The organism is Rhizobium sp. 32-5/1, assembly GCF_029537235.1.
Taxonomy (GTDB): Bacteria; Pseudomonadota; Alphaproteobacteria; order Rhizobiales; family Rhizobiaceae; genus Pararhizobium.
This window is the reverse complement of sequence record NZ_CP120639.1, coordinates 1-17,832: the sequence shown is the minus strand read 5'-3', so window position 1 is coordinate 17,832 and position 17,832 is coordinate 1. Positions and strand designations below refer to the sequence as shown.

Annotated in this window: 15 protein-coding genes and 1 pseudogene; all 16 read right to left on the bottom strand. The window is 58.2% G+C overall.

Annotated features, from left to right (window positions below; genetic code table 11):
• Positions 1-102 precede the first annotated feature (102 nt).
• Positions 103-456 carry an AraC family ligand binding domain-containing protein gene (locus tag P6U16_RS21455; RefSeq protein WP_277704414.1) on the bottom strand — a complete coding sequence of 118 codons (354 nt, stop codon included), beginning with the start codon at positions 454-456 and terminating at the stop codon, positions 103-105.
• A 202-nt stretch (positions 457-658) separates the two neighbouring features.
• Positions 659-916, bottom strand: coding sequence for a hypothetical protein (locus P6U16_RS21450; protein WP_277704413.1), 258 nt, complete (start codon positions 914-916; stop codon positions 659-661).
• A gap of 691 nt (positions 917-1,607) precedes the next feature.
• Complete coding sequence (locus tag P6U16_RS21440) at positions 1,608-3,275, bottom strand: GGDEF domain-containing protein (RefSeq protein WP_277704412.1); 1,668 nt, start codon at positions 3,273-3,275, stop codon at positions 1,608-1,610.
• A 145-nt stretch (positions 3,276-3,420) separates the two neighbouring features.
• Positions 3,421-3,683 (bottom strand): annotated as a pseudogene (locus P6U16_RS21435) (ATP-binding protein); the annotation flags it as partial.
• A 307-nt stretch (positions 3,684-3,990) separates the two neighbouring features.
• Positions 3,991-5,139, bottom strand: a complete 1,149-nt coding sequence (locus P6U16_RS21430) for a lysozyme inhibitor LprI family protein (RefSeq protein WP_277704411.1) — start codon at positions 5,137-5,139, stop codon at positions 3,991-3,993.
• Entirely contained in the window at positions 5,136-6,386 is a 1,251-nt protein-coding gene (locus P6U16_RS21425; RefSeq protein ID WP_277704410.1) for a lysozyme inhibitor LprI family protein, read from the bottom strand. The genes P6U16_RS21430 and P6U16_RS21425 overlap by 4 nt, the downstream gene beginning before the upstream one ends.
• 21 nt (positions 6,387-6,407) lie before the next feature.
• On the bottom strand, positions 6,408-7,814 hold the full coding sequence (locus P6U16_RS21420; protein WP_277704409.1) for a caspase family protein: 1,407 nt from the start codon (positions 7,812-7,814) through the stop codon (positions 6,408-6,410).
• Positions 7,815-8,742: 928 nt separating this feature from the next.
• The gene (locus P6U16_RS21415) at positions 8,743-9,270 is read right to left on the bottom strand and encodes a DNA-binding protein (protein WP_349017721.1); all 528 of its coding nucleotides are present in this window, start codon (positions 9,268-9,270) and stop codon (positions 8,743-8,745) included.
• Position 9,271: 1 nt separating this feature from the next.
• On the bottom strand, positions 9,272-9,496 hold the full coding sequence (locus P6U16_RS21410) for a hypothetical protein (RefSeq protein WP_028737674.1): 225 nt from the start codon (positions 9,494-9,496) through the stop codon (positions 9,272-9,274).
• A gap of 491 nt (positions 9,497-9,987) precedes the next feature.
• Positions 9,988-10,746 carry a 2-dehydro-3-deoxy-D-gluconate 5-dehydrogenase KduD gene (gene kduD, locus P6U16_RS21405; protein WP_277704408.1) on the bottom strand — a complete coding sequence of 253 codons (759 nt, stop codon included), beginning with the start codon at positions 10,744-10,746 and terminating at the stop codon, positions 9,988-9,990.
• Positions 10,730-11,815 carry a sn-glycerol-3-phosphate ABC transporter ATP-binding protein UgpC gene (gene ugpC / locus P6U16_RS21400; RefSeq protein ID WP_277704407.1) on the bottom strand — a complete coding sequence of 362 codons (1,086 nt, stop codon included), beginning with the start codon at positions 11,813-11,815 and terminating at the stop codon, positions 10,730-10,732. The genes kduD and ugpC overlap by 17 nt, the downstream gene beginning before the upstream one ends.
• A 9-nt stretch (positions 11,816-11,824) precedes the next feature.
• On the bottom strand, positions 11,825-12,877 hold the full coding sequence (locus P6U16_RS21395) for a carbohydrate ABC transporter permease (protein WP_277704406.1): 1,053 nt from the start codon (positions 12,875-12,877) through the stop codon (positions 11,825-11,827).
• A complete protein-coding gene (locus P6U16_RS21390) occupies positions 12,874-13,857 on the bottom strand; it encodes a sugar ABC transporter permease (RefSeq protein ID WP_277704843.1) in 984 nt (327 codons plus the stop codon). The genes P6U16_RS21395 and P6U16_RS21390 overlap by 4 nt, the downstream gene beginning before the upstream one ends.
• A gap of 161 nt (positions 13,858-14,018) precedes the next feature.
• Positions 14,019-15,287 carry an ABC transporter substrate-binding protein gene (locus P6U16_RS21385; RefSeq protein ID WP_277704405.1) on the bottom strand — a complete coding sequence of 423 codons (1,269 nt, stop codon included), beginning with the start codon at positions 15,285-15,287 and terminating at the stop codon, positions 14,019-14,021.
• Positions 15,288-15,370: 83 nt separating this feature from the next.
• On the bottom strand, positions 15,371-15,673 hold the full coding sequence (locus tag P6U16_RS21380) for a hypothetical protein (protein WP_277704404.1): 303 nt from the start codon (positions 15,671-15,673) through the stop codon (positions 15,371-15,373).
• Complete coding sequence (locus P6U16_RS21375; protein ID WP_277704403.1) at positions 15,646-17,832, bottom strand: hypothetical protein; 2,187 nt, start codon at positions 17,830-17,832, stop codon at positions 15,646-15,648. The genes P6U16_RS21380 and P6U16_RS21375 overlap by 28 nt, the downstream gene beginning before the upstream one ends.

The following is a 17,832-nucleotide window of genomic DNA, read 5'->3' as shown; positions in this document are numbered from 1 at the left end:
GGGAGGATCGAAAGCCTCGTCTTCTTTGTCCACAAGGTAGAGTTGGCCATAGTCAGACTGCACGCGAATGATGCCCAGCCTTTGGTGATGCGGCAATTTCCATCATCCTTCGTGCGCCTCAGCCCAATGCGGGTAGGTCACATAGGCCGTTAGTGCGCCCTCACCTTCCGTGGTGATCGTCACGGATTCTCCCTTGGGCATGTAGACGATGTCGCCTGGTCCAGCCGTCACGGTCCCGTCGCCCGTCGAAACGGACAGACGACCCTGAAGGATGATCATCGTGTCGTGTACGGCCATCGTCTCGGTGAGCGACTGGCCGGGCGCGTAGCGTCCATACCCGATGGTGACCGGACCGCCATGCCTCTCGTCAACCAGGTTTCCGACAAAGATATCGGCATCCTGTCCCGGTGACTTCACCAACTCTGCGTCCGATATACGGAATTTCTGAACCACCATTGCTTCCTCCCTTTTCCCGATTGAAGGTAGGGCGAACCCCGAAGCCGCCAAGGACAATCCAATATGGAAACACGCATGACCAAGCCTTGCTCCATTAAAACACCGGAACTACCGCTGACTTTACGATCAGACCAAAGTGGCCTAGCGCAAGAGAGCCCGGTGATCAGACTCAGTCGTTGAGTCCATTGTCCGCGTCTGGCTATCAAGGCGAACTCTGCCCGACTTTTTCCGGCGAGACATCATCGATCATCACTCTCATAGTGACGCTAAAAAGAGGCTGACCGCTTTCGTCAAGCCCCGCCACACTCCCGAGAATCTCGCCTGAACTTCGCAAATCCTCCTGTAGCGATTGAGCCAATGCTGAAAGAGCCTCTCGCTTTGCAGCAGTGACGTCCTCAAAACTTTGCGTCCCGTCCTGTTGGACACCGTTTCCGTCGTTGAATGTAAAATGTACGAGCATTTTGGCCTCCTGACGATTGCGCTATAACAATCCTCGAATTGAAGGTTCGTTCCGTCGCCGCCGCCGGTTTGCAAGCGGAAGTGATTGTCCATGGTGTATGGCTCTATTTCCGCTCAGCCTGCCCACGGTAGGGATAGGCTGGCGGCCGGCACCCTCGTCTCTTGCCAGACGGTGAGATTGTGGGCGGAGAAATTCGGCAGGCAGTTCGCCAATAATATTCGAAGGCGATGAGCCTACAGGCTCAATGATAGATCGTACCTCGTCGAGGTCGTCATCACCGGTCGGGGAAAAACACTGGTCCAGCCGCCGCGCTGCCAGGGCTGCCAAGCGATTGATGCGAAAGCTTTTGAAAAGGCAAGGTACTGCCCGCGCGGGATGATCACTGACATTCTTCGATCCCAAGATGCGGCGAAGCGGGAGATCATGCCCGGCGTCGAACAACGTTCGCACGAGGACCTTAACAATCGGGCGGGAGAGGGTCATGAAGCGGTTAAGTCACCGCGCCAACTTCAGCGCTTCGTTTCAATCCACGACCCGATCACCAATCTCTTCCAAATTTCCGCCACGACGTGCCATTTCACCGTTGTTGCGAGCTGCTAGGGGCGCGATGCAGATGTGGAGCGAGATCGCCGATCTTCAGATAGCCTGAACGCCGACCTCGTGCCATACCTTGACCCGAGGCCCGATGAGTTTACGGTGCCTTTCGATCAGTTCTGCAACTTTCTAACATGAAGGGCTGATAAACGGGACCCAAACCTTTGCTACACTGCATGCAACATCGAGGGAGTTCTCCCTTGGACACGTAGCGGTCGCGTCCCGTGGTCTTCGCACGATATAGTCTGGCGTCAGCCAGGGCCAACAAGGCATCCCGGCCGACTACTTCCTTGGAACACGCCAGGCCGATGCTGGTTGTTATCTTTAGGCCGGGGGCGATACGCGTCCATTCATAGCTGCGCGTGCAACACAGAAGCTTGTCCCCAATTAATGACAGGTTGTGCTCCTTGGCGTCTTTGACCAGAACCACAAATTCTTCACCCCCGATACGGGCAACCAGATCGTTGGCGCGGAAGCAAGTCGAGACCATATTCGCAAAGGCCTTAATAACCTCGTCGCCTACGGCATGAGAATATGTGTCGTTAACCGCTTTGAAGTGATCAAGGTCAGCGAAAACGACGGCGAACCAGGTACCGCTGGCAATCAGACCATCGAATTCCTGTTCCATCCAACGGCGATTGGCAACGCCGGTGAGTGAATCAGTTAAAGCCTCCCGCTTGGACTGCTCTGCAACTTGGCGAGACATTTCGGCCCGTTCGCGGAGCTTTTCCGCCTCGTAGAAGATTTCGGCCACGCGCGCCCGGCATTTGACCTTCTCGCCCTCAAATTGCTGAACCTCCCGGAAGAATCGTTTATGAAGTTGAAGCGCCTTCTCGAAGTCACCCATGGTTTCGTGGATTTCCGAAAGTGCCTTGGTGCACAGATGCTTTAGATCGGCAGTTCCAATGTTGGCCGTCAACTGAACGGCTTGTTCGCAATACTCGCGCGCCTCCCCGATGCGGCCCTCCCGCTGCAGGATTTCCGCATACGTCTTGAGATACTGGATCCTACGACGGTTGGAGACGGGTCCTTTCACCATCGTCCATTCTTCAAGGGCGGAGTGTGCTTCCGCAAAGCGCCCAATATAACAAAAGTATTCGGCTTTGTTTGTAAGGGATACGCGACGCGCCCAGCTGTCTGAATTGTCGCGTGACAGCGCCAAAGATTCGTCGGTAAGCGCAATTGCGTCCTCATGGCCCGAAACGAAAATGGTGTCGTCGCCGTTTTGGCGCGCTTCCCTTGCCTCGTCGGCCACCATGCACCCACGCCCAAACAGAGACCAGCAAAGGACATGGGTGTCGGCAAGTGTTCGGGCGATCGCAATGGCCCGCTGCGAAGTGTCCAGCGCCAGTGGAATGTCGCCTCCCATCCAGGCGATGAGCGCAAAAACGTGTAAGGCCAGCGCCAGCGCGAAGTTATTGTCGCCTGTTTCCGCCAGATTGACAGCCGCGCGGGCGACCGAATAGCTTTCGTCCAAAAGACCAAGGTTGGATAGGATCCATGCCCCCAGGGTCAATGCGTTCGCTTGCGAAGAGTGATCAAGGGTTGCCGAGAGGGCGCGTGCCGTCTGGACATGACCGAAAGCCTGTTCGGTCTCTCCCAGCTGGAACAAAATCCAACCCTGCAGCCACTCGTAGCGAAACAGCAGTTGTGGGTCGTTTTGTGCAGTAACGAAAACCTCGACGGATCGGAGGCGGGCGAGCGCTTGAAGCGGCTCGCCGGAACCACATTCCACCCAAGATTTCTCAAGTTCTGCCCTCAGCATCTGATAAACTGATCCAGTCCATTCCGTCTCTGCGGTACGCCGCAGGATCTTCAATTCAATCAGAGCGAATTATCGCACCGTCTAATTAAATGTTCTCTAAGCTCGACTTTGTACAAAATCGGTCATGATTTCCGCCTCCGCTACGGTGGGTCAAGCGGTCGAGCAAAGCGGTGGTCGTTCTGGGTCGCCGAAGACGGTTGCCCATTTGCTAAAGCCGAGGTTGGTGGCGATCACCACGCTGGTCCGCTCATAGAGCTTGCTCAACCGGTAGAACAGCAGTGCTTCGCCCGAGGCGCCGAACGGCAGGTATCCCAACTCGTCTAGGAGGCAGACCAAGGTCACCGAGATCTGGCCTGCTCCGCCTTTGGCCTTCTCCTGTTCGAGCGCACTGACCATTTCGATGGTCGCGCCAATTGCCAACCGTGTGCTCGCGAACACCCTGACGTTCGGCAACCTTTTTGCTTTGCAAGCCCTGCGCCCAGCAAGACCATGCAACTGCGATCCGACAAGGAGCCCAGTACTTTATGCCAGCTTGTGTCGGCGCACTGAGATACGAGGAAACGTCTATCTGCGTCGCTCACAACGACGAGGTCCGCCTGCCTGCCAACCATAGATCATAGTCCTGCTCTTGTGACAGAAGCCGAACAAAATGAAGCATATTTTGGTTCCGGGTGACTAAACCACCGCCCATACAATTTCCGCTGTGGTTCTCGCGCTAGCGGATCTCTAGATCCATTGTCGAGTCGAAAACTCGTACTGAACGCGCCGACCAACCGTCGCCATCCACCTCCAGGCCAAGCTCTGAGCACGGCCTGCCTTCGACGTTACCCGGCTCAAGCCTTGCGTTTTGAGCAGTGTCTGGAACGAGAAAGGTGCCCGATAAGGGTTGATCCAGCGGAGCCGGTGTGAGGCAAGCTATGGCTTTGTAGACCTCGTCCCGGTGCCGCGGGTCTGTCACGGAATAGGACTGGAAGACCTCTTTGAGGCCGTCGAGTTTCGACTGACAAAAGGCTGCCATGTCGGTGTCATAGCGACATCCGAGCTCGGTCGAATACTGTACCCTGCATTGGGGATCGGCCAGATTGCGCAAGCAGGAAGGCAGTCGCGCAGCGAAAGCCTGAGACTCATTTTTGTCCCAGGTGTTGTCTGCCGGACTACCCTCGATGCGTTCGGGGAACTGATGCAGGGGTGCGCCGGTCTCGGGATCGTATCGCAGCGCATCCCATTCAGCGGCTATGAAACTGGAGGTGAGAGGGCCAAAGCGGCTGACCTCGCGGAGTTTCTGCTGGAGGTCGCTTACCGATTTCCGGAAATTCCAGTCTTGCGTCTGGCGCGGCCCCTTGGCGAGGGCTACGCGGTCGGCCACGGTTCGCAGCGGCGGTCCGGCAAGCCGCAACATGACCAATTCCTGCGGCTGGAACTGGCCCTGCAGCAATCTGCGTTCGGACCAGCTCCTGTGCTTGAAACTCTGCTCCGGTATATCGGGATCCTGCAATTCGAGGACCCTTGCCTCAGTCAAGATGCGGAGGCAAGCGGCTGGCCCTTCAGGATGCGCACCGACGAGTGCACATTGCCTGTCGCGATAGATTTCCCACGCGGCCTGCGAGGCGACGAGCTTCCGGCGTTGTGCCTCGGCATCTTCGGGCGCGATGCGACCGGCCTTGGCAAGCTCCGCAATGTGGCTATCGAGCCGCTCGACCGTCTGTTGCAAGGACACGGCCTGGACGGCAGCCTGCCAGTTCGCACAACGCTCCGTTCCAAGAGCATTGCGCTCGCAATCGGAAATATCCTGCGCGCCGGCGATATTCGGATTTAGAAGCATGCAGATCGCGATGAGCGCGAGGCTTATTGATAATCGTCTCATTGTCTGACCTCCCCGACAGCTTTCGTCACCCGTTGCAGGAAATCGTTATAGTCTGCATCGCGGGAGGCGTCAGGCGTCAGGCCCTCTTCCAGGTATTGCGAAAACACGCCGTCTTGGGTGAACGGAGCCAGATCCAACAATCCGCTTGACGTCTGAGCGCCGTTTTCGTCCAATTTCCAGCCTGCGGCAACACTGCAAAGCTCGGCATCTCGCTCAGGAAGAGCCTCGATATCAACCACTTTCTGTTCTGTAGCGACCGCGTCCGGTTGGGCAATGAAAGTGAGCTTGGCAACGGTTTCGGCATTGTCAGGCGCAAAAAGCGGGACGCCGGCACCCTTGCCACCTTCCATGATGCAGCCCGCCATATCGTAGACGCCCTGCGGCTGGAAGCCGGAGAGCATGTAGGCGGTGCGCCCATCGCGTTGATAGCCAGCGGCAATAGACTGACGAACATCGAATACGCCTTGGCATTCCTGGGCAACGGCCGGGTCCAGCTTGCAGCCAATCTCGATCGAATAGTTGATCCTGCAATTGGCCTTTCCAAGATCACGCATGCATTCCGGAAACTTGGCTGCCAACCCTTGAAGATCCGTATCGCTGGCGCCGAGCGGTGCGCTCTCGATCAGCGGCTGTCCATTTTCCGGATGATAGCGCCAGGCATCCCAATTTCCGGCAAGGGCCTTCGCCGTTTCACGATCAAATCCTCGAGCCGCAAGCGCCTTCTCGACGAGCACCGCGCCATAGCGCTTCTTGATGTACCAGCTGAAGTCGCCAAAGGAGAAAGCCCGACCGGAATACTGCGTATCGGCCAGCGTGGCGAAGTCGGGTTCGAGCCCGCCAGCAGCCTCGCCTTCGCCGTCATCTTCGGCGGGCCTTATGCCAAGAAGTCCGTCAAGCTCCTTCATGCGGCCCCAAGATGTCCAGCGAAGGCACTGCAGCCCTTGGATAATTCCAGCTATACCTTCCTGACCGGCGAAGTAATCACATGTCGCTTTCCGGTAAGCGACCCAGGCGTCCTGCGCGGCACGCACGCTGTCCGGCTCAGCAGACGCGGCAAGCACGGCTGAAAGCCGGCTATCAACCTCCGCATCAAGGCCCCCACCGAGTGCTGCCAGGCAAGTCTCAATCTTGAGGTCGCCTGCGTCTTGGCATTCAGCCGGTGTCTTGAAATTTTCGATCAGCCCACCCGCCGATGCGGGAGGTATCGACGCGCAGAGCAGCGCGGCCGTCATCATGTGTGTTCTCATCGTCTCCCCTCCTGCCACCCTTCAGTGGCACCGGAAACCCGCCGGTACGGTTTCGTAGATTTTCAAGGCATGAACCGTCTCGAGCGTCAGCCCGCCAATCTTCAATCGCTCCTGCTCCTGGAATGCGGAAACGGCCGCTCCCAGAGCATCCGGGCGTGCTGAGATACCCGCATTGGACAGTGCATCGGCAAGAGCCGTCTTGCCGTCGTCTGACAAAAAGGGCAGGAGATCATGCGACGTGAGCGTGGCACCGGCCTCCAGGTCCCCCAGATCACGGGCTCGGGAGATCAGCTGGAGCGCTTTCCCGACGTCCGGTTTGGCCATGCCGCAACCGGCGAGATACATGATACCAAGAGCATTGATTGCGGCCGGGTGTCCTTTGTCGGCCGCGGCTTGATATTGTTCCAAAGCTTCGGAAAGTCGCTCGGCTTTTTCCAGCGATCGCGCCAGATTGTGGGTCAATCGCGCGCTGGCGGGCTCGGTCGCCACCGCCTCGAGGCAAGCCGGAACCGCTTTGATCGCATCGATGTCCTCGAAAGAGATTCCTTTCATCCCAATGAAGTTGCGGGCATCCACTGCCAATCGATCGCATTCTGTTATGTTGGGCGGCCGGAAGAACAGCGTCCGGCTTGTCTGAACGAGATATTCCGGTTTTTGCATGCCACCCGTGCTGGCAAGCACGTCACCAGCCGCCATCCGGAACATCTCGGAGACTTCAAGACCAGGCTGGTCGATGAAGCGAAGCAAGCTTTCGGTATAGGGACTGTGTTGACCGTTACCATCGGACGCTACTTGCCCTGCCGCCGTGGCAAAGGCCACGACTCGAAAATAGCCCCCTGCGGATCCAGTAACTGCCGGCTTCGGCAGCTCGATCCTTGCCAGGCCGCGCGATGTCTCACCGCCGTGCCCGAGCTCGCTGAATGGATTGTCGCGGCATGCGTCGAGAACGATGATCTTGGCCGCATCCGGCTTGGCATGAACCTCGATCGTTGAGAGGATGGTATCGACGGCAATCAATTGCTTCGGGCCGCCGGTTCTTGCAAGATCGACCGGCGCTATAAAATTTCGGCCGTCGATCTGCATGCCATGACCGGCATAAAAAACGAATATGACATCGGCACTCGAAAGGTCACGCGCAAAGGCATCTATCGTCTCTTTGAGAACGTCTCCCGGCTGATCAACGGCCGTATGCAACCTGAATCCCAGGCCCTGAAGCTTCTCAGCGATTGCCGTCGCATCGTTGGCGGGATTGGCCAGAGCACCGGCAGATTGATAGGCGGAATTCCCAATCACGAGCGCCACACCATCAAGTGCTTTATGTGAGGCTGTTCCTTGAGCCAAAGCTTGCGACGCTAGAACAATAAATGAAAGAAAGAAAAGCGCCGAGAGACTGCAGAGGATCGCACTTTTTCCATTATATTGCTGCATTCTCAGCTCCGAAATGCGCGCTTAACGGCGTAATAGTGCACTTGCAATATTTACCTGCACATTCTGCACAAGTCACACAACTAATCATGTTGTCAAAGTCGAAAAATGCAAGAAGGTAATTTGCGAAGTCGGGCGACCCCGGAAATAGTCTCATTGGTACCCAAATCTGCGGCAATATGGTGCAAATTCCACAAACATCGCTGCCTAGTTCAGAATATGCGCTGCAGTCCAGCCCGCCCGAAACCGCGGAGTTATGTAGCAAATGCTGCAAGACGGGATTTTTAGCTTGTGGGTTACCTAAGATTGCAATTGGCGGTCTAACGTAGGCTAGTCCGGAGAAAACGAGCTGAAAATTGATATGGGCAGTGCGAAATGTAGATCACCAAAAACCAATACCTGGTCCCATGTAAATGACCAATCCAATGAAGTCCCATTTTTTCCAGGACCATCCTTGAATAACCGAAAGTTTTTGAAGTCACTGGATGTCACGGTAGAAGACGCTTTCATCTCCAGTCCTACGAGAAGATTTCCATTCTCCGCGAGAATATCGATTTCGGGGCCGTTTCGGTCTCGCCAATGGAAGAGCCGCCATTCGTCCCGCCGCATGGCGAGCGATTTCAGAAGCTCAGTATAGACATACGTTTCGAACAAGAACCCAGTGCGGTTTGATCTTTTCCCAGGGTGAAATCAGCGTCAGTGATTCCGCGTAAAAAGGACGGGATGTCTGCCTTCTACCGCAACTGATTATTCCATAGGGAGACACGGCCGGACCGATGTAATGCTGCCAAAACAGCTTCTAGGCCGAGACAGGCAAAGGATCGCGCGTACGCACAACTTAACGCGCCAGCCGAACCTATTGAACAAACCTCAACATTTGGTAACTCAGGTTACTGCGCGGCTCTATAAAACAAAGCCCGTCCGGTCGGGATCAACTGCAGAAGGTAGTCAAAGTCGCTGACGTTGGCCGTGAGGACCGTAAAGCCCATTTTCTGTGCCTGCAAAAAAGAACACAGTCATGCAGTGCCCGCAGACGCGCATCTTTTTCATAGCCCTGAAGGCGGCATAGCATGCCGGATAGGAGTGCTGCCGGGCCCAGCACGTCTGGATCGGGCGCGAAAATGCGGTGCGGCTTCATGTCCGTGATGGTCACGCCGATCTGCCGCACCGCTCGCTTGGTCCCTGCATGCTTGGGATCCAGGACGCCGACAGTGTGCATCAACTCCTGAATAGCCACGGTCGAATGATTGCTTATTCTAATATCCAGAAGATCGGCGACGATGTCGGGCGCACGTCCCTGCAGGCCGTCGATATACACACACGTATCGAGAAGAAGCTCCTGGCCGCTATCTGCCCGATCGCTGGCGAAAGGGAGTTCATCGTCCTGACGTCGCGCAAGAGTTCGATAGGGATCAAAGCGAGCCCAGCGGACCGCCGCGTCGAAATCAAAGTCTGACAATTCAGAAACCCAGCTTCAGATCGGGATCTACTGTGCCTTGCGTCTTTCGGAACGTGGCTCCGAAATTGTCGTCCAGGGCCACATTTGCCAGTGCAAACTCGATCAGATCTGTGTCTGTCTCGATACCCGTATGTTTTTTCGCCTGTTCAATGAGAGCAGGGCTGATGCGGCCGCCTATCCGCTTGCTCTTTTCACCCAGCAAGCCGGAATGTTCAGCGGCTTTCATCACGGCCTCGAACCGGGCCTTGCTGAGCGTTACGAATTGCCCAGCCTTCGCGGACCGGGCCGCCGTTGTCAGAAGTCCGCCCGGCGATGAAGATGCGATGTTTTTTGGCGGCTCTGTTTTGTCATCGACGACTCCCTAAACAATGGATGTTAGACATTATTATATTTTGTCTGACAACACGCGGTTTGCGCGCGGTACTCAAGACGGCTGGGCGAGGTACTGGAGTGTCTGAGGGTGTGGAGACCGGCAGCGCGCGCGACGCTTGTGGGTAGAATGTTCGTGGACTCACAGGATCCTGCGTGCGTCCCGCGAAGGCGTTGAGCGACCTGCTCCCATATCGATGAATGAAGCAATTTTGGTGGCTCCGTAGGGCCAAAATCAATGTTGACGTGATCGTCGTCAGGATCTTTGCAACACGTCCATCAGGGCCTCACTCGGCAGATCTTGACGACCCAAGGTCGAACAAGCAGGGGTGCCATTTGAGTTCTTAACTACCGCACCAGCCAGCCACCATCGACTGGCACGGTGATGCCGGTAACGTAGCCGGAGGCAGGGGAAGTCAGAAACAGGATGGATGTCGCGATATCATCCGGTACACCCCAGCGCCCTATTGGAATGCGGGCAGAAATCTGGGCGTTTCGGTTCTTATCGTTGCGCAATGCTTCGGTATTGTCGGTTTCCATATAGCCGGGCGCGATGGCGTTCACCGTGATACCATGCGGTGCCAGTTCATTGGCCATCGCCTTCGTCAGTCCGGCGATACCATGCTTGGATGCAGTGTAAGCCGGCACGCGAATGCCACCCTGGAAGGACAGCATCGACGCGACATTGACGATGCGTCCGGCACGCTTCGTCTCGACCATGTGTCGGGCAACGGCCTGTGATAGCAGAAATGCGGATTTCAGGTTGACGTCGATGACAGCATCCCAGTCCTCTTCCGAATGGTCGAGCAGATCGGCCCGGCGGATGATGCCGGCATTGTTGACGAGGATATCTATCCCGCCCAGTTCTGCGGCAATCGAATTCAGGATGGCCCCTGTATCGATTTTCCTGGAAAGATCGACTTGGAGCGCGTGAAAACGGCGGCCTATCTGGCGGATGGCTTCGGCTGTTTCCGGCATCGCGCTGGAGCCGAGCGCTGCAATATCGGCGCCTGCGCGAGCAAGCGCCAAGGCCATGCCCCTGCCGAGGCCGGTTCGTGCGCCGGTGACCAGCGCAATCTTGCCGGACAGATCAAACAGCGTGTTCAAGACGCAACCCCTTCTCATTGAACAGATGCAGTGGAGCCTCCGACAGCGACAGACGGATATCCGTTCCCGGGATCAGGTTGTGCTGGCCGGGGGCGACGACCAGTATTTTCTGGCCCGAAACATCGGTGTGGACGATGGTTTCGGAACCAAGTGCCTCGACTAGCGTGATCCTGGCCGGGATGCCCTCAGTGCCGGAGCCGATAGAAATGTGCTGCGGGCGCACACCGAGCGTGATGCGCGCGCCGTTGCCTATGCTTTCTCCGGCCACCGGCAGTTCCAGCCTGTTGCCTCCAGTAAAGGTGGCGATGGCCTTGGCGGAGGATGAGGCTTCCACCGTACCTTCGAGAAAATTCATGTGCGGCGAGCCGATGAAGCCCGCGACGAAGCGGTTGGCGGGTGTATTGTAGAGCTCCATCGGCGTACCCACCTGCTCGATGCGGCCGGCGCGCAGGACGACGATCCGGTCGGCAAGGGTCATCGCCTCGATCTGATCATGGGTCACATATATCATGGTTGCCGAAAGCCGGGCATGCAGGGCTGCCAGTTCGGCGCGGGTGGAGCCGCGCAGTTCGGCGTCGAGGTTGGACAGCGGTTCGTCGAGCAGGAAGGCGACCGGGCGGCGCACGATGGCGCGGCCAATGGCCACGCGCTGGCGCTGGCCGCCGGAGAGTTGCCCCGGCCGCCGGTCGAGATAGTGTTCGATCTCCAGCATGCGGGCGGCCTCAGTGATGCGGGTGTCGATCTCGCCCTTTGGCATCTTGCTGTTTTCGAGCCCGAACGCGAGATTTTGGCGCACGCTCATGTGCGGGTAAAGCGCATAGGACTGGAACACCATAGCAAGGCCCCGGTCGGAGGCAGGCATGTTGTTGACCAACGTCCCATCAATGAGGAGTTCACCGCCTGTCGGCTTCTCGAGGCCGGCGATCATGCGCAGAAGCGTGGACTTTCCGCAGCCGGATGGTCCGACGAAGACGATCAGTTCGCCATCCGCGATCTCCAGGTTGATACCGTGGATCACGTCGATCGCGCCGAATGACTTTGTTATGTTAGTGAGCTTAATGTGTCCCATGGTGCACCCTTATTTCAGGCCGGTTCCGGCGATGCCGGTGGTGATGAAGCGCTGCAGGAAGAGGAAGACCAGGACGACGGGGATCATGGTCACGACGGTCATCGCGAGGATGAAATGCCATTGCACGTTCAATTCGCCGGAATAGATGCTGAGACCCACCTGAAGCGTATAAAGCTCCTTGCGCGAGAGCACGATCAACGGCCAGAGGAAGTCGTTCCAGCGCCAGACGACGGAGAAGATAGCGAGGACGGCGAGCGCCGGTGCGGTCAGGGGTAGGATGATGCGCCAGTAGATCTGCCATTCCGATGCCTTGTCCATGCGGGCGGCGTCGAGCAGTTCATCGGGAATGGTCAACATATACTGGCGCAGGATGAACACGCCGGTCGGCGTCGCCACCGTCGGCAGGATAACGCCCCAGAGATTGTTGAACAGGCCGAGTGCCGAGACGATCGAATAGAGCGGCACCATGATGACCGACAGCGGCACCATCAGTGTCGCGAGGATCAACAGCATCGCGAAGGTCCGGCCGCGGAATTCGTATTTGCTCAGCGCGAACGCCGCCATGGAGTTGACGACAAGCGTGATCAGCGTTGCGGTCACCGTGACGAAGACGGAATTCCAGAGGTAGCGAACAAAATCGAAATGGATGAACGGCTCTGTATAGTTCTCGGTCGCGAACGACATCTGCCGGACTGGCGTGCGCTTGGCGATATTGACCTTGACGATCTCGGCGGGCTTATCGGGATCGATCATCTGGCTGACGGTTCCAATGCGGCGGATCTCCGCAAGCGTTGCCGTGCTGCCGTCGTCAAGCGTCACGGTGTAAAGATCGAGCGGTTTGTCATAACCTTCGACCGTCACCTTCTGGGTGACATAGGGCAGTATGGTCGGCGGGAATTCCGCCAGCGCCGCCGGCGACTTGAACGAGGATGCCGTCAGCCACACCGCCGGGCCGAACATCACGAACAGGCCGACGATGAGCCAGATCCAGGTGACGATATCCGTCCAGTGCCAGCCTTTGCCGCCCCTGCGGCGAAACAGGAATTCGATGGCCCGGCTCATTTGCGGGCTCCCTTCTTTTCGCTCGAACGGCTAAGCCCGAGCTGCATGAGTGTGAGGAGAACGAGCACCAAACCCATCAGGATCGAGGCGGCGGCGGCAAGGCCGGGATTGCGCAGTTGCGCCGCAAAGCCGGTTTCATAGATGTACTGCGTGACAAACAGCGTGCTGGTGCCCGGCCCGCCGCCGGTCAGTACATAGACCTCGTCGAAGATCTGAACCGCGCGGATGAGGACCAGCACGATGACGACGAGCAGATTGGGCATCAAAAGCGGCAGGGTGATGCGGGTGAAGACCCGCATGGCGCGCGTCCCATCCATCTCGGCCGCCTCGTAAAGGTCCTTCGGGATAGCCTGCAGCCCGGCGAGAATGATCAGCGTATAGAAGCCCATATGCGCCCAGATCGATACGCCGACGGTTGCCGCAAAGGCCCAGTTCCTATCGGTGAGCCAGACATGCGGTTCAAAGCCGAAACCATATAGACCGAAGTTCAAAAGACCCTGCCGCTGCAGAATCCATTTCCAGATGAGACCGACGACCACCGGCGACAGCAGCACCGGGAAGAAGAACACCGCCCGCCAGAAGCTGCGCGCCATCAGGTCCCGATTGAGGATCAGGGCGGTGACCAGCGAAAAGCCGATCATCAGCGTGACCTGCAGGATGACGAACCAGCCGGTATTGCTGACAGCCGTCCAGAAAGTGTCTTCGGCGCAGGTATTGGGGTTGAGGTAGTTCGAGCAATCGAACAGCCGCGCATATTGATCGGAGCCGACGAAGCTGCGGTCCGAGAGGAACAGCGCCGTGCCACCGGTCATGGAATAGGCGAAGTTGATGAAGAACGGCAGAAGAACGAAGATGCCGAAGATCAGCATGTTCGGCAGCAGGAAAAATGCGGCCATGCCGCCGAGACCGAAGGTCTTCTGGACCCAGCGCAAGGGCGCGTCGATCAGGCCCATAGCAAGGCGAACCGGCACCATGGCCATGTCGCCTAGGTTCTGGCCGGCCCGGCGCTGGCTGGTCTGGCGGGATATCTCTGCCATCGTTGATCACTTTCCTTTTGCCCGGTAAACGGCGCACATGCTCGGCCAAGGTTGACATCAAGCGGACGGCTGGTCGTGATGGCCGCCGCCCGCGTATTCGTGTCCTAGAGAGCCGAGTCCTTGACCTTGGCGGCGATATCCGCGTCAATGCGGGTATAGGCCTCATCCAGCGTCATTTCACCCGCCGCCGCCTGGCTGACGCGCGTGACGAGCGCGCCGTAGACGGTATCGGACCAAGCCCAACCCGGCAGTTTGCGTGCCAGATCGGACAAGCCCGTCGTTGCCGTTACGAAGATGTCGAGAGCCGCTTTGGCCTGAGCGTCGTCAGTCTTGAAGTCCAGCCCCTTTTCGATCACGCCCTTGTGCGCCGGCAGGAACAGCGTGCGTTCGGAAAACTCCTTCACGATCGGCTCGCTTGCGAGATAATCCATGACCTTGGCGACGTCCTTCGGGTTTTTCGTATATTTGATCGCCACGAGGCCGGCGCCGCCAGGCATGCCGGTGCAGTTTGCCGGGCCGCATGGGCTTCCTGTCGCGACCCAGTCGAAGTTCGAGCCTATCTTGGTCGAGAAGTTCGGCACCTGCCAGGAGCCGGAATAGTAGTAGGCGACCTGGCCGTTGATGAAGTCGTCGGCGCCGGCGCGGTAGGTCGAGCCTGCGGCGGAGACCCAGATGTCCTTGCTCATCGTGCCGTCTTCGATCCAGCCGATAAACTTGGATATGAAGCCCTTCGCGCCATCATCCAGCGGTGCCGGCTTGCCGTCGGCTCCGATATAGTTCGCGCCAAACGAAAGGTCGGGCGCGGTCAGACGATGCCCCGATCGGTCGAGCGCCATCGGGAACGGTATCTGCTGGCTTTCGGCGACCTGTTTGGAAGCCTTTGCCCAATCGTCCCAGGTTGCGTCCTTGCCGGGAAGGGCGACGCCGGCCTGGTCGAACAATGTCTTGTTGGCAAAGCCGCCGGTAAGCGTGATTTGCGTCATGAAGCCGGAAATCTGGTTGGAGCCGTCGGGACGCATCCAGTCGGCCTGATCGCCGAAATTCGTATCCCAGTAAGCAGGATCTTCCACGAGAGGCCGCAGATCGAGCCAATGCTTGCTGAGCGCCTTGATATTGGCGAGACGGGCGATATCCGGCCCGTCGCCAGCTTCGAGCTGCACCGGCAGCTGTTCGCGCACGACGCTGAAGGACACATTGTCGATGATGACATTGATGTCCGGATTGTCCTTCATGAAGCGATCGACGAGGTCTTTGAGGACTTCGCCTTCGACGCCATCGGAATACCACATAATACGCACGTCCCCGGCGATGGCCGCCGTGGATGTCAAAAGCCCGACGGCAAATGCCGCAAGCATCGTTCTGGTTCTGGTCATTGTCTTTCTCCTCCTCAGGGTGCGGGCCTTCTCCTTGCCCACATTCGAATGATCGCCAGCTTCTCCATGCCGGCGCTGTCTCGTCAGTGTGTGGCGAGCATGGTGACCTCGCCGGCGATCGTGAAATCTTTCGGAACAATCGTCCGACCTTCCGCATCTACCGCGCCGTCCTTGCGAAACGTGACGGTGCCATAATCGGGGTCTTCGATGACCAGTGAGCCATCGGCCGTCTCTTCAACGGAAAGCGATGCAAACCGGCTTTCCACCGTTGCAAGATCCGGCGCTTCGCAGACGCGCACGATCCAGCGGGTGTTCTGGCCGTACTGGCGCAATTCGGCATTGGCCGAAGGGCCTGTCGTTACCGGCTGCAGATCGGTGCTGCCCAAAGGATCACCCCGCCGCCACCGCTGCGGGCCATGGCAAGCTTTCCGCGGACTGTACTTTCGTCGAACTCAGCGACCGGGAACCAGGCATGGGTGAAATCCGGTTGCTCTTCGAAGGTCAGAAAGTCGAGTACGGCCAGCCCCCGGTAGTGGTGGGCGCGAGGGAGGGTGCCACAACCACCCCAAAAAGACGGCCGGCCGTACCCGAACTGAATTGTTTCGCCGGGATGATTGATCCAGACGGCTGCTTCCGGCCGTTGGCCCAAGCGTAGATGCAGGATTGTTTCCTGATAGCCCCATTCGTTCCAGCGGTAATGAGCAGCAGAACCCATGGCGAAGTCGCGGCCCTTGTAATGATACAGTGCTGCGAACCGGTCCTGGCCTTGCGCAAACCGCCATTCCTGATGCTCATCCGCTTGATGGCTGGCAACGGTGGCAAGTGTTTCAGGGATGATCAGGCCATGATCACGCAGGCAGACGGCAAGCTGCGGCAAAGCGTGGACGCGCCGCCCATACCAGCCTGTTCCCCAGAGCAGACGGGCGACGCCCGAAAGCTCCAGCGAGCGGCCGGCGCACAGCGTGTGCTCGTAGGAGCGCCCCTGTGCTGCCGTGACCATGCCGTGATGGGCCGAGCGGGCGATGACTTCGCAGAGACGAACGATGCCCTTTGTGGCGCGCGCGGCGATATCGGGGTCAGGCGACAAGGCCGCTAGCGCCGTCAGTCCCTTAAGATCGATCGGGAAGTACGGCGCGGAGTTGAATTCCGCCATTTCCCAAGCCTCGAAATGATCGAGCCAGGCACGGACACGGGCGGCACCTATGGCGCTTTGCGCGGTGCCCTTGCGGCCAGAGCGGGCGAAGGTTTCGCCGGAGAGAAGATGCCCGGCGAGATAGGCGGAGGTGTGGAACAGAAGCGAATGGTTTTCTGAAAAATACCACTGCACGTCATTGCCGGGCTCGTCCATCCAATATCGAAAACCAAGGATGGCACGGTCAATGTGATCGCGTGTCGCCTTGCCGATATCATTGCCCCAGACGGTGCGCGACCAGATCAGCGGGACGAGGGAAAAGTCAGCGCAGTCGTGGCAATCCTCAATCGACGGCAGGATTTCCTCGATCATCGCGTCGGTGTCGGCGCCGCCAAGGCCGTTTGCGAGCCGCGCGAAAGCACGGACCGTATCGCGTTCGGAGAATTCTGAGACTTCGTTCAGTGTCTCGGCAATGCGCTCAGTAAGCGTGGCCGGTGCTTTGCCTTGGCGGCCAGTGTGGCAGATTTCGATGCCGAGCGAGCGCGAGGCCACGAAACCGCCGGCCTTGAGGGTGATGCGAAAATGACGGAAATCGGCAGGCGCCTTTTCCGAAGGGCCGATCACCAGTCGCGCTTCGCCCGCCTTGAGGACGAAATCGTAGTCGACGTGTTCGGTTGACATGAAGTCGCCCTCGATCGTGACGTTGACGGCGACATCGACCGGCAGCGGCTCGGCGAGCAGAAGGGTGATGTCACTTTCGAAATAGGCCGTACGGTCGAAATGCATGTTTTCGAGCGCCGCCTCAATCGTCTCGGCGACCTTGCCGTCGATCGGCACGGGCATGGCAACGCTCGCGGCCGGGCCGTCGAGGTAGTCAAGCTGGAAGAAATAGCGGGCATCGCGTTCTGCAAGATCGTCGAAGAAGATGGTGACCTCGTTCAACCCCTCCTGCAGCGGCAGGTCGAATTCGGCTTTTGCCTCGAGATTTCGGCTATAGGGTGCCATCCAGCCAACTTCCGTGCCATTCAGCCAAAGGACCGCGCCGCCGCAAGTGCCAAGACGAATCTTCGCGATGCCTGCCTTTTCTGTAGCGATGAAGGTGCGGGCGAAGGTGGCGAGGCGTGTCGGGCGGAACCAGAAACCTGAAAGGTCTAGCCGTGGGGAGCCGAAAGGCAGCCACCAGCGGGCGGCCTCGAAGGCACCTCGCACATCGGGGCGCTTGCCGCGATACTCCTCAGCAAAGAGTGTGCGGCAGGGATATTCATGTGGAATGAAGTTCTTGTGCTTGGTGAGGAAGAAAAACGGATCCATCTCGCCCTTCATCGGCGCGTCGGGCACGTCGAAGCGTTCCTCGGCAATCCTCCCGAGTTGCCAGTAGCGGATGGCTTCACCGGGTTTCAGTTGGCGGTTCAT